At 38.2% G+C, this 12,799-nt stretch carries 13 protein-coding genes and 1 riboswitch; of the genes, 7 read left to right on the top strand and 6 right to left on the bottom strand.

What is annotated here, in order from left to right:
• Positions 1-153 precede the first annotated feature (153 nt).
• Positions 154-1,302 (bottom strand): lycopene cyclase family protein, encoded by a 1,149-nt coding sequence (locus tag FCR2A7T_RS09250; protein WP_023571018.1) that lies wholly within the window; start codon positions 1,300-1,302, stop codon positions 154-156.
• Positions 1,303-1,379: 77 nt separating this feature from the next.
• Here FCR2A7T_RS09250 and FCR2A7T_RS09245 point away from each other — a divergent pair, with 77 nt between their 5' ends.
• The 4 genes from FCR2A7T_RS09245 to FCR2A7T_RS09230 are packed head-to-tail and all read left to right on the top strand — an operon-like array spanning position 1,380 to position 5,110.
• Entirely contained in the window at positions 1,380-2,285 is a 906-nt protein-coding gene (locus FCR2A7T_RS09245; RefSeq protein ID WP_035118018.1) for a MerR family transcriptional regulator, read from the top strand.
• Between the two features lie 50 nt (positions 2,286-2,335).
• Positions 2,336-3,817 carry a phytoene desaturase family protein gene (locus FCR2A7T_RS09240; RefSeq protein WP_023571016.1) on the top strand — a complete coding sequence of 494 codons (1,482 nt, stop codon included), beginning with the start codon at positions 2,336-2,338 and terminating at the stop codon, positions 3,815-3,817.
• The gene (locus FCR2A7T_RS09235; RefSeq protein ID WP_035118016.1) at positions 3,814-4,653 is read left to right on the top strand and encodes a phytoene/squalene synthase family protein; all 840 of its coding nucleotides are present in this window, start codon (positions 3,814-3,816) and stop codon (positions 4,651-4,653) included. Before FCR2A7T_RS09240 ends, FCR2A7T_RS09235 begins: the two co-directional genes overlap by 4 nt.
• A 13-nt stretch (positions 4,654-4,666) precedes the next feature.
• Positions 4,667-5,110: a sterol desaturase family protein gene (locus FCR2A7T_RS09230; protein ID WP_035118014.1), complete on the top strand. Its 444-nt coding sequence runs from the start codon at positions 4,667-4,669 to the stop codon at positions 5,108-5,110.
• Positions 5,111-5,141: 31 nt separating this feature from the next.
• On the opposite strand, the gene FCR2A7T_RS09225 is transcribed toward FCR2A7T_RS09230, so the two are convergent.
• From FCR2A7T_RS09225 to FCR2A7T_RS09205, 5 genes are all read right to left on the bottom strand, one after another.
• On the bottom strand, positions 5,142-5,678 hold the full coding sequence (locus tag FCR2A7T_RS09225) for a DUF4252 domain-containing protein (protein WP_023571013.1): 537 nt from the start codon (positions 5,676-5,678) through the stop codon (positions 5,142-5,144).
• Between the two features lie 94 nt (positions 5,679-5,772).
• Positions 5,773-6,297 carry a DUF4252 domain-containing protein gene (locus tag FCR2A7T_RS09220; RefSeq protein ID WP_035118070.1) on the bottom strand — a complete coding sequence of 175 codons (525 nt, stop codon included), beginning with the start codon at positions 6,295-6,297 and terminating at the stop codon, positions 5,773-5,775.
• A gap of 7 nt (positions 6,298-6,304) precedes the next feature.
• Positions 6,305-6,745, bottom strand: a complete 441-nt coding sequence (locus FCR2A7T_RS09215; RefSeq protein ID WP_035118011.1) for a hypothetical protein — start codon at positions 6,743-6,745, stop codon at positions 6,305-6,307.
• Entirely contained in the window at positions 6,726-7,241 is a 516-nt protein-coding gene (locus FCR2A7T_RS09210) for an RNA polymerase sigma factor (protein WP_023571011.1), read from the bottom strand. The genes FCR2A7T_RS09215 and FCR2A7T_RS09210 overlap by 20 nt, the downstream gene beginning before the upstream one ends.
• Positions 7,242-7,389: 148 nt before the next feature.
• Positions 7,390-9,342 (bottom strand): TonB-dependent receptor plug domain-containing protein, encoded by a 1,953-nt coding sequence (locus FCR2A7T_RS09205; RefSeq protein WP_023571010.1) that lies wholly within the window; start codon positions 9,340-9,342, stop codon positions 7,390-7,392.
• Positions 9,343-9,420: 78 nt separating this feature from the next.
• Positions 9,421-9,615: riboswitch (cobalamin riboswitch) on the bottom strand.
• Between the two features lie 112 nt (positions 9,616-9,727).
• Here FCR2A7T_RS09205 and FCR2A7T_RS09200 point away from each other — a divergent pair.
• The 3 genes from FCR2A7T_RS09200 to FCR2A7T_RS09190 all read left to right on the top strand — a co-directional run bounded on the left by FCR2A7T_RS09200 (position 9,728) and on the right by FCR2A7T_RS09190 (position 12,766).
• Positions 9,728-10,864 (top strand): ABC transporter substrate-binding protein, encoded by a 1,137-nt coding sequence (locus FCR2A7T_RS09200; RefSeq protein ID WP_023571009.1) that lies wholly within the window; start codon positions 9,728-9,730, stop codon positions 10,862-10,864.
• Position 10,865: 1 nt separating this feature from the next.
• Positions 10,866-11,897 carry an iron ABC transporter permease gene (locus tag FCR2A7T_RS09195; protein ID WP_023571008.1) on the top strand — a complete coding sequence of 344 codons (1,032 nt, stop codon included), beginning with the start codon at positions 10,866-10,868 and terminating at the stop codon, positions 11,895-11,897.
• Between the two features lie 92 nt (positions 11,898-11,989).
• Positions 11,990-12,766 (top strand): ABC transporter ATP-binding protein, encoded by a 777-nt coding sequence (locus FCR2A7T_RS09190; protein WP_023571007.1) that lies wholly within the window; start codon positions 11,990-11,992, stop codon positions 12,764-12,766.
• The last annotated feature ends 33 nt before the right edge of the window (positions 12,767-12,799 follow it).

Here is a 12,799-nt window from a genome sequence, read left to right as displayed (position 1 = left end):
ATTTTATGCAGGTTTTTATTTTCAAAGCGGAGCTTTATTCAGAAGGACGAAGTCAATCTGACCGTAGTCACGAAACTAAAAATCCAAATAACAGACAACCTCGTTATTTGGATTTTTTTTATAGCATTCTCTCAGGCTTGTAAAAACAGCCTTTTAAAACCCGAATGCCTTATTCAGAAATGCTTTCAGAAAAGGAAACTTCGGACAACTCACAATCACCTCCATATCTTCTATAAGCGATGTTTCTTCGTCTAAAAACTTAAAAACAGTTTCCGGCTTCACTTTGGAAAACATTCCACTGAAAAGCGAATAACCTAAATCATTCTGACGGAACAAAACCGTTACAAACAAAGCATCATAAAACGAAAAACGGTTTGGCTTGTAAAAATGTGTAAAATCGTTCACCCCTTTTTTCAAATACGCTACAACTTTTTTAGACTGCTTTACCGAATTTTTAAACGTATATCCCGTACTCGCTTTTGTCCAGCCACCAGCCGAACCGATGTTCAGAACCCGCTTGGAGTTTTTTTTCCAGAACTGATAAGCCGTCATTGGAATTATGCCTTTTTCTTTTCGGGTAATTGTATACTCAGCAATTCCTTTCTGATTCAGGTAAGCAATAATAGCATTTTCATATTCTTTCTCTTGGAGCAGCTCCGCCGAAAACAAAGTATATTCAATCAAAGCTTCTTTGTCTGAAACCGGTAGCACATACATAAATCGTGTATTCCCATTTTGTGGCACCGAAAAATCCATAAAGGCCGCACGGTTAGCATCAAAACAAGGAACATCTGTTTTCACAAACCAACCCTGAAAGTGCTGCAACAACAAAGGACATCTTTTATTATCCTTCAATTGATTGAAATCCAGAACACTGTTGAATAAAAAATCGGCACTATATATTTCAGAATCTGTGGTAACCGTCACAACCGATTCGCTTTCAGAATACCCTTTCATCCTTTCATTTTTCCAAACTACTTCAGAACACTTATTCAATTCGCTCAGTACTTTTTTATAAAACAACGACGATTCAATCATTTTATATTTCATTCCTTCGCCGAAACATTCGATTTCTTTTTCATTATTGATAAAAAAACCACTGGACCATTCTTTCGCAACAACCGCATCCCATTCCCCTACTCCTTTTTCCCAAAAACACCAAGTTCGATCATTTTGATTTTTAGCATCGGGTTCCAACAGCAAAATCCTTTTGTTTTTCAACACATCAGCCTCCATCATTTCATGCAAAACCATAAGACTTGCCAAGCCAACTCCAGCGAAAATATAATCGTATTGAATCATCTCTGAAATATTTTTAACAAATGTAACCAATCAGAATAAATAAACTCGTAATTTTGTTTAACGAAATCAACAAAAAGATGAACGTAATAAAAAGTGTTTTCAGTATAAAAGATTTGGAAAACCTCTCCGGTATCAAAGCACACACTATTCGCATTTGGGAAAAAAGATATAATATTCTGGAACCCATGCGTACCGACACCAATATCAGAAATTACGATCTGACAAATCTTCAGAAGCTATTAAATATCTGTCTGCTGATTCAACACGGCTATAAAATATCCAGAATCTCTACGTTTTCGAACGAGAAGATTGCCAGCATGGTCAACGAAATATCATCGGAAAAAAACTCAAAAAGTCATGCCATCAGCGCTTTTAAAATCGCCATGATGAATTTTGACCAAACCGCTTTTCTCAAAACATATGACGAGTTGTTAAACGAGAAAAAATTCAGCACGATTTTTTACGACGTGTTCATTCCCTTATTGGAAGAACTGGGGGTATTATGGCAAACCGCAACAATAAGTCCGGCGCACGAACACTTCATCAGCCATTTGATTAAGCAGAAATTATTAATCAACATCGAAATACTACAAAAGACTAATAGCGAAAAGACTGATCGGGTATTTGTGCTTTACCTTCCTTCGAACGAAATTCACGAATTAGGACTGCTATACCTTAACTATGAAATCCTGAGTAAAGGGTACAAAACCATTTTTTTAGGATCCAGCATTCCTACCGAATGTCTTTTGGATGTGAAAAAATACTTCAGTAACATCACTTTTGTAACGTACATAACCGTTAAACCAAGTCCGGAAGAAGTAAATGACTATCTGCAAACGGTAAGCGATACCGTATTAGATGATGCCGATTCAAAACTATATGTTTTAGGAAGAATGACCGAATTTATTGACAATCAACGCATTTCAGAAAAAATTAAAACATTCACTTCTATCGGTGACTTTTCGAAAGAAATAAAAAAATAAAAAAGAACAGTTGTTTTGTTTAACTTTTTAGTATATTTGTTAAACAAAATATGAAAACAACTATTCAAATCATCGGTTCAGGCTTTTCTTCGTTAGCCGCTGCCTGTTATCTTGCCAAAGAAGGTAACGATGTCAGCATATACGAGAAAAACGCAACTATTGGAGGTCGCGCAAGACAACTGCAAAAAGACGGATTTACTTTTGACATCGGTCCGACGTGGTATTGGATGCCGGATGTTTTCGAACGTTTCTTTGCCGATTTCAAGAAAAAACCTTCCGATTATTATGAGTTGATTAAACTCAGTCCGGCGTATCAGGTGTATTTTGATACCAACGATTTTGTTACCATTGCGGATAATTTACCGGAAATCATCACCACTTTTGAAAGCATTGAAAAAGGCAGCGGACAAAAATTAGCGGCGTTCATGAAAGAAGCGCAGAGCAATTATGATATCGCAATTAAAAATCTGGTGTACCGTCCCGGTGAAAGTCCGCTCGAATTGATTACGCCCGAAACCGCAATGAAAGTCGGACAATTTTTCAGCAATATTTCAAAAGACATCCGAAAACAATTTAAAAACGAAAGGCTGATTCAGATATTGGAATTCCCGGTACTTTTTTTGGGCGCCAAACCATCGGACACGCCATCCTTTTACAGTTTTATGAATTTCGCCGATTTCGGTCTTGGCACCTGGCATCCTAAAAATGGTATGTACAGTGTCATTTTGGCTATGGAAAGTCTGGCTCGGGAACTCGGTGTAAAAATCCACACCAATGCTGTAGTGGAAAAAATCCTGACGGAAGACGGAAGAGCCTGCGGAATACAAGTTAACGGACAGAAAATCCATGCAGATATTGTAGTGAGCGGTGCCGATTATCATCATTCCGAAACTTTATTGGAGAATAAAAACCGAATGTATTCTGAAAACTATTGGGAGAAGAAAACCTTCGCGCCTTCTTCCCTTTTATTTTACGTTGGTTTCGATAAAAAAATTCAAAACACAGAACATCATTCTTTGTTTTTTGATGTCGATTTTGATACCCATGCCGCTGACATTTATGACAATCCGAAATGGCCTGAAAATCCGCTTTTTTATGCCAGTTTCCCCTCCAAAACCGATTCAAATTCGGCACCGGAAGGAAAAGAAGCCGGTATTTTTCTGATTCCGCTCGCTCCCGGAATTGAAGACACGACGGAATTACGCGAAAAATATTTTGATAAAATCATTACCCGATTGGAAAAACTGACCGGACAATCAGTGAAAGACAGCATCCTTTTTAAAGAATCGTTTTGCATTAACGATTTCATAAAAGACTACAATTCATACAAAGGAAATGCCTATGGAATGGCCAACACGCTATTACAGACCGCCTTTTTACGTCCGAAACTGAAAAGCAAGAAAGTCAAAAACCTCTACTTTACCGGACAGCTTACCGTTCCCGGACCGGGTGTTCCGCCTTCCTTAATTTCAGGAAAACTCGTTGCCGATTTAATCAAAAAACACTACAAACCCGAAAAACAACCAGTATGAAAGCATTATTTGATCAGATTTCGTTTGAATGCAGTAAGAATGTGACCAAGGCATACAGTACGTCGTTTTCGAGTGCGGTAAAAATGTTGGCGCCAAGCATTCGTCAGGACATTTATAATATTTATGGTTTTGTGCGGTTTGCCGACGAAATTGTAGACACGTTTCATGAATACGATAAAGAGCAGCTTTTTCAGTTATTTGAAGACGATTTGGAAAAAGCGTTGGAAAACAAAATCAGTTTAAATCCGGTGCTGAATTCGTTTCAGCATACCATTAACAAATATGCTATTCCGAGAGAACTGATTACTGCTTTTATGAAAAGCATGAAACTGGATTTGTATAAAAACGAATACACCACTTACGACGAATACAACGAATACATCTACGGATCAGCCGATGTGGTGGGCTTAATGTGTCTGAAAGTTTTTGTAAACGGAAACGATAAAAAATACGAAGAGCTGAAAGAAGGTGCCATGCGTTTGGGTTCGGCATTTCAGAAAGTGAATTTTTTGAGGGATTTGAAAGCTGATCATGATGAATTAAACCGCACCTATTTTCCAAATACCGATTTATCCCGTCTGGATGAAACCTCAAAACAACAAATCATTCAGGAAATCGAAGCCGATTTTGAAGCCGGATTTAAAGGAATTGTAAAACTTCCGTTGGAAGCTAAATTTGGAGTGTACACTGCTTATGTGTATTACAAAAAATTGCTTTCCAAGCTTAAAAAGACACCATCTTTAGAAATTAAAAATACGCGAATCCGTGTTCCTGATTATGAAAAAGTGGGGCTTTTGGCGAAATGTTATCTGAATTATCGCTTAAATTTAATCTAAAAAAACAAATTTTATGTGGCTACATATATTGGTCTTTCTGCTTACTTTCTGCTTTATGGAATTCATGGCTTGGTTTAGTCACAAGTACATCATGCATGGTTTTTTATGGTGCCTACACGAAGATCATCATCATAAAACACACGATTCCTGGTTTGAGCATAATGATGCATTCTTTGTATTTTATGCCATTATAAGTGTTACTTTTTTTCTGTTGTGGAAATTTGATGTTCTTAGCATCGGTTTAGCCATCGGATTGGGAATATTTGTTTACGGCTGTGCTTATTTTATGGTACATGATATTTTCATCCATCAACGCTTTAAACTGTTTCGCAATGCTAACAACCGCTATGCCAGAGCGGTTCGGAGAGCTCATAAAATGCATCATAAACATTTGGGGAAAGAAGACGGCGAATGTTTCGGTATGTTATTATTTCCAAGAAAATATTTCAAACAATAAAAAAGTCCCGATGTGTTTCGGGACTTTTCAGTTAAGGTTGCATCAAGGCCTGTAAAGGCTTTAGCTGTTCCATATCTACATTTGCTTTTTTCAGCAAACTCATCAGATTCATAACGTGCGTCGGATTCATGTCTTCGCCCAAAATCCGGACAACTGCGAAACCGTTTTCTTTTTTATTGGCGAACAATACAAATTCATCGATATGTTCGTCTTCTCCAACAAAATAAATCGCGCCGCCTTCTTTACCGGAACCCACTTTCATCAGTTCCTGATAGCTTTTGTCTTTCAGAATGGTAGTCACTTTCGAACGTTCGGCATCAAATTCTTTCTGATTGGTCGAATCGGCTTTAAAAGCCAATACGTTTATTTTTTTGAAAGAAGCAAGCGCCGCTTTTTCTTCACCGCTTAAAGTTACCTTGTCCACATTGATAATGCTTGGCGCAATATCTACCGCGATGAATTCTTTATTTTCGGTGTTCTCTACAAAATATTTCTGCAGCGAAGGTTTTTGTTCGCAACTTGCAAAGAACAATACCGAAACAAGTCCTATGAATAAATAACGTTTCATATATGTAAATTTTATTTGTTAGAGGTCATATATGTTATCGCTTTATTTTTAGGTGTTTGCGTGCGCAAACTTGTTGTTAATGGCGATTTCATACTTATTGTTTAGAAGCTTTTTTCAAAGAATCACCGCCTGGTAATTTCATTTTTTCGGTCAAAGCAGAAATCTCATCCAAATCGAAATTTCCGGTTAACGAAAGTAAAACGGTTTCGTTTTTAGCATTGGCACCTTCAATAAACATTAAAAGTTCTTTCACCTGATTGCTGCTGGCTCCTGATTTTACATAAATTTTCACGTTTTTACCACCATCGTTCACACGCATTAATTCGTCTAACGGATTGGATTTCAAATAACTATTAACCGTCGATTTCATTTCCGAAGCCGGTTTTGCGCTATTAGTGGTAAACACTTTCAAATTGTCTAATTTTTTAAGCAATCCCATATAGGCCTGCGCTTGTTTATCGGACGCATCCACTTTTACTTTGCTCATTAATTCGAACATTTTCTTGTTTACGATAACCGAAGTTACACTTTCCTGACCGTCGAATTTATCGAAAGCCGATTGTGCAAATAAGGTTGATGAAAATATTACTGCTACTAGTGTTAAAAATAATTTGTTCATTTTTTGATTATTTAAAGATTGTTTTTGTTGTTTGATTGTACTCGTTGACATAGTTGATACTTTTCACGCCTTCGTTTACATTTTCCGAAACCATATTCAGGGCTTTTTGGGTTTCCTCGAAAGCCAATTCCGGGTTATCGAAGGTTCCTAAATCCTGAGGTTGTTCCGGTTTATGATTCATAATGTAAAACGTACCTAACAAAACTGCTACACTTGCCGCAACGGTAATCCACACTACATAACTGTGTTTTCTGGGGTGTAGTGGAACCGTCTTAGTGAATTGTTCTTGTTTTGCCTGACGGAAGTAACCAAAAACCGCACGGTATTGTTCCAAATGGGGCGCCACATCTGAAGATGAAAAGTAGTCTTTCAACTGCTTCTCTTCGGCAACACTGGTTTCTCCTGAAAAGTATTTTTCTACTAGTTTTTCAATTGTATGTAATTCCATAATTATGCTTTTTAACCAATTGTTCTCTTATTTCTTTTCTTGCTCGGGAAAGTGCGACTCTTACTGCCGTTTCACTCATGTCCATTATTTTTGCGATTTCCGCAAATTCATATTCTTCCACATCCCGCATCTGAATAATCAACCGCTGTTGTTCGGGTAAGGTTTCCATTATTTTTTCCACCCAATCCCAACTGTCTTTGTCTTCAATTTGTCGTTGAACACTGGCTGTCCTGTCGGAATAATTACTGTGTACAATCTGCAAATTTGATGCCCTTTTCGATTTTAACTGATCCAGACAGTAATTTTTGGTCATCGTCATCGCAAATGCTTCCACACTGGAATAATTCGAAAGAACGTTATTGTTTTTCCATAATTTCACCAAAACTTCCTGAGTGGCATCTTCGGCTTCTTCGGTGCTCACGAGCAACCTTTTCGCCATCCGAAACAACTTGTCTTTAAAAGGAGAAATTAAATTTACAAACTCCTGTTGATTCATACTTTCATTGGTTTGGTGTTGGTTTATACAATCAAGACGAACTACTCACTTGTTTGTTACAAGGTACAATAAAAAAAATGCAAAAAATAAAACCCCGTTCCAAACAAATGGAACAGGGCTTCAAACAAAACATGAATTTTAATTACTATTAAAAATTTAAATTCAAGCCGATTTTAAAGTTTCTGCCTCTGGTACTGTAGCCAACCGTTTCGACAAAATCTTCATTAAAAATATTGGTTGCCGTACCAAAAACACTCATTCGGTTTTTAATAAGCTCGTGTTTTACCGTAAAATTCACCAATTGATAAGCGTCCAGTTTTACGGGAACTGTGGCAAAAGTACCGCCATCAAAATAAGCGTCTTTTCTATCGTCTACATATTGGTAGTTAAGATTTAAAAAGAGTCTTGAGGATGCATGAAAATCAACAGAAGCATTCCCTTTGTGTTTGGAAATCAAACGGCTTAACTTTTCTTCCGGTTGTGTAAACGTATAATTCGCATTTACTTTCAACTTATCAGTTACGGAATAACTCACAGCCGACTCCACACCTTTAGCATTGTACTTTCCTTCCACATTAATATAATAGGATTCCCATGTAGTGGTGTCGGTATAAAAACCAATTGAATTTTTCTCTTCTCTATGGAAAGCTACTGCATTCAACGTTACTTTTTTATTTAACAAGGTGGTTTCAAAACCAACTTCAGCCGTTGCGTTTTCTTCCGGAGTTAATTTTAAATTCCCGTAAGGCGAATACAGCTGGTATAAACTCGGTGTAATGTATGCCGTGCTGTAAGAGGCCACTACTTTTAACGGAAACCCTGAAAAATTATACGACGGATTGATATTATAAACCAAGTGATTATCATAAACACTGTGCATATTATAGCGTGCCCCGGCATTAATATTCAGTCCGAAACTTGAATTGTAAACCGCTGTCAGATAAGGGTCAATCGTATTGAATTTGGCGTTTTCTTTTTTGATAACGTCATACGGCGTAACGGAATTCATTTCATGAAACTGAAACTGACCTCCGGCTACCACAAAAAACTGGTTAGTGATTTCATATTTATTGAACGCATCCACATTAACGCTGCTGGATTTATAATCACTTGTGTCGATTCCTGAAGTCCAGCTGTTGAAAATATTGTAATTGCGTTCGATAGTATTGAAAGCTGAATTCAAAACAAATTCTCCTTTATTGTATTTGTATTTGGGTGAAAAACCAAATCGGAATTGCTCTGAGGTGGAAACATTAAACGGAGAATCCGGATTAGAGAAATTGTCAAAACTACCATCGAAGGCACTTTTTACTCTGTCGTAATTACCAAAGAAATCCAACGTTAGTTTTTTTGTAGGGGTGAAACCCAACTTTACCAGCGAATTCACTCTCGAAAAACGATCGTCTTCATAAGTTGCCGACTGCGGTACGGTAGCTTCCGAAATTCCTTTGATTTCCGTACTGTTTAAAGTCGCATAGTAATTGAATTTGTCCAAACTTCCGTTAACCGCGAATCCCTGATTGAAATCCTGCGGATTGTATTTCACTTTATCGGCAGTCATTTGTGTTCCCATGCTCATGTAGGCATTTCCGGCAATTTCTTTTTTAGCTGCTTTTTTAAGAGTGATATTGATAACACCTGTTGCAGCACCGGACCCATACAATGTACTGGAAGCGCCTTTCATGATTTCAATACTTTCCACCTGATCTACCGGAATCAAACGCAAATCGTATTCTAAGTTTATTCCTGATGCGTCGGTTACCGGAATTCCGTCAATCATGATTAAGGTCTGACGGTTACGCCCGCCTCGGATATAATATCCCAAATTTTTTCCTGCTCCGCTTTGGTTACCGTTAACCTCCACTCCCGCTACACTGCTTAAAACGGTAGCTACCGATTGCCCCGCCTTTTTCTCTAAATCTTCTTTTGTAATTTTCACAATTACTTTTCCGGATTTTTCTTTTGACAATGCAAATTTTGAATCGGAAATCACTACTTCGTTCAATTGTTTAACCTTAGCAATACTGTCTTGCTCCTGCGCAAAAGTACATGTAGCCCACAATAGAGCTAATGCACCAAAGCGAACCGTTTTCTTGTTCATTTTAGTTTAAAAAAAATTTAATAATCTGGGAGAAAAGCATAGAATTTACCCATACCCAAACCTTTTTTCCCGAAAGTTTGTTACTCATTGTAATAGGCAGGTCTCCTGGCTTGCGTCCTGTTATCCACCTTCCCATCCGCTTGTGCAGACAGTGGCATGAAGAATAACAACAGGCTTTATAGCTTACAGTTGCGGGTACAGCTTAGGTATTACACCTAATTCCCTTTTAATGTGGGTCGCAAAACGCGAACGCACAACCTCAATACGGATACAAATATACTTGTAAGATTGAAATAATCTAATAAAATTTAAAGAAATAGTAGTAATACGTCATAAAAAACTGTAGAAATAAATTTAACTTTGCACTTTATTCAATAATTCAAAAATGAAAAATCCGTTTTCTGTAGTACTTCTGTCCGTTGTTTTCTTATTTCTTTCTTGTAAAAAAGAGCAAGCTGAAACTACTGTTGCCGAAAAAGCCGAAAACACTATCAAGCATGCAAAAGGATTGGAAATTTATAATTACAAAGGGTATTCAGTCGTAAAAGTGAAACATCCTTGGCCTAATGCCGAAAATGGTTTCACTTATATCTTAAAAGAAAAAAACGGAATTGTTCCCGACAGTCTTCAAAAATATACCACTATTTCCGTTCCGGTACAATCGATTATCGTAACCTCAACCACCCATATTCCTTCGCTTGAAATGTTAGGCGTAGAAAATACCTTGGTCGGATTTCCGAATACCAATTTGATTTCTTCCGGAAAAACCCGTTCATTAATTGATGCCGGAAAAGTGAAAAACCTCGGACAGAATGAAAGCATCAATACCGAAGTCGCCATCGATTTGTCTCCGGAAGTGATTGTAGGCTTCAGTATCGACAGTAACAACAAGACCTTCAATAATCTGGAAAAAGCCGGAATGAAAGTTTTGTATAACGGCGACTGGACCGAACAGACTCCGCTAGGAAAATCGGAATGGATTAAGTTTTTCGGAGCCTTGTATGGTAAAAACAAAGAGGCTGAAGCGGTTTTCAACAAAATTGAAAAAGACTATAAAGACGCTGTTGTTTTAGCCAAAAAAGCAACCAACCGACCAACTGCTTTAAGCGGCGGAATGTTTCGGGATACCTGGAATTTACCGCAAGGTGACAGTTGGGCTGCCCTATTTTTAAGAGATGCCAGTATCAATTATTTGTGGAAAGACACCAAAGGCATCGGCAGCTTGGCTTTAAGCTTTGAAAAGGTTTTGGAAAAAGCACAAAATGCTGATTATTGGTTTGGTCCCGGACAGTTTTCGACGTTGAAAGAACTACAGGACACCAATCCGCATTACGCTCAATTTAAAGCGTTTAAAAATAAAAACGTATATTCGTTTACTACCAAAACCGGTGCGAAAGGCGGCGTGATTTATTATGAACAGGCTGCCAACCGTCCGGATTTGGTTTTAAAAGATCTGATAAAAATCACCAATCCGGATCTACTGCCCGATTACCAATTGTATTTCTTTCAAAAACTGAACTAATTTGCCGAATACCAAACGAAATACCTTCCTTTTTGCTTCACTCTTCATAGGGTTGCTTTTGTTGTTTTTTACCAACATCAGTTTGGGTTCGGTAACGATTCCATTCAAGGAAGTTTTCAACAGTTTAACCGGTGGTAACGTTTCCAAACAGGCTTGGGAATACATCATTATCAATTATCGTTTACCCAAAGCCATTACTGCCATTGTAACCGGTATGGGACTTGCAACCAGTGGATTATTGATGCAGACGTTATTCCGGAATCCGCTTGCCGGTCCTGATGTTTTGGGATTGAGTTCGGGTGCCAGTTTAGGCGTCGCGTTTGTGATTTTAGGAGCCGGTTTTCTTCCGGCATTTTTAGGAGATATTGTACTTTCTTCTTACGGAATCGTATTAGCTTCCACAGCAGGAAGTTTTCTGGTTTTACTATTGGTTTTATTCGTTTCACAAAAATTACGGGACACCATTGCGATTCTAATTGTAGGCTTAATGTTTGGCAGTTTTACCAGTGCTTTCGTGGGCGTATTGACCTATTTCAGCACGGCGGAACAATTGCAGAAATTCACCTTCTGGTCGTTGGGAAGTTTGGGGAATCTGCCTTGGCCTTCCATCGGAATATTGTCGGTTTGCGTCGGATTGGGATTACTGATGAGCGTTTTCAGCATAAAACCTCTAAACGCTTTGCTATTGGGCGAAAATTATGCCCGAAGCCTCGGAATGAATTTCCAGAAAACCCGACTGATTATCATCTTAGCCACCAGCATTTTAGCCGGAAGCATTACCGCTTTTGTTGGCCCAATCGCCTTTATAGGAATTGCTGTTCCTCATATTGCAAAACTGTTATTTCAAACAAGTAATCACGTAATTTTATATTGGAGTACGCTTTTGCTTGGTGCCGCCATCATGTTGTTCTGCGATGTAGTTTCCCAAATGCCGGGCGGTGATATTACCTTACCCATCAATGCCATAACATCCATTATCGGTGCGCCGGTGGTAGTTTGGCTCTTGGTTCGGAAAAGGAAAATGATGAATTGAAACAGTGGTCAGTAATCAGATATCAGAAGGCAGATGACAGATTGCAGATGACAGCAAACAGTAGTAAGTTTTCAGAATAATTTAATTCAATAATGGCAGACGTTTTACATACCGACAACCTTTCGATTGGCTACACTTCCAAAGCCGGGAAAACGGTCATTGCCAAAAATCTGAATCTTACTTTACCCGACGGAAAACTGATTGCTTTAATCGGTGCCAACGGAATAGGGAAATCGACTTTATTGCGAACCATTACCGGAATTCAGAAACCGTTGGAAGGAACTGTTTTTCTGAACGATAAAAAAATTACAGCCTACGAACCTTTAGAACTGGCTCAAAACCTCAGCGTGGTGTTAACCGAAAAATTACCGCCCAGCAACCTAACCGTTTTCGAATTGGTGGCTTTAGGACGTCAGCCGTACACCAATTGGATTGGAACTTTGACCGATAACGATGTTGAAAAAGTACGTCAAGCGATTGAACTCACTCACATCCAGCATCTATCAAGCAAAAAACATTACGAAATCAGTGACGGACAATTGCAGAATGTTTTAGTGGCAAGAGCTTTGGCTCAGGATACACCGCTAATTATTTTAGATGAACCCACCACCCATTTGGATTTGGTACATAAGGTAGCGCTTTTTAAACTGCTCCGAAAATTAACTCATGAAACCGGAAAATGCATTTTATTTTCAACGCATGATGTCGATTTGGCCATACAACTTAGCGATGAAATGATTGTGATGACTCCTGAAAAAACGGTTCAGAACGATCCTTGTACTTTAATTACGGAAGGCACCTTTAATACCTTATTTGAAGACGAACATATTTTCTTCGATGCCGAAAAAGGCAAATTTATCATCAAATAAACCGATAATTTACGTCGGTTCTTCGTAACTTTA

It is taken from the genome of Flavobacterium cauense R2A-7 (assembly GCF_000498475.1).
Classification (GTDB): domain Bacteria; phylum Bacteroidota; class Bacteroidia; order Flavobacteriales; family Flavobacteriaceae; genus Flavobacterium; species Flavobacterium cauense.
Note: the sequence above shows the minus strand (reverse complement) of the source record. Positions and strands in the feature narration are given on the sequence as shown.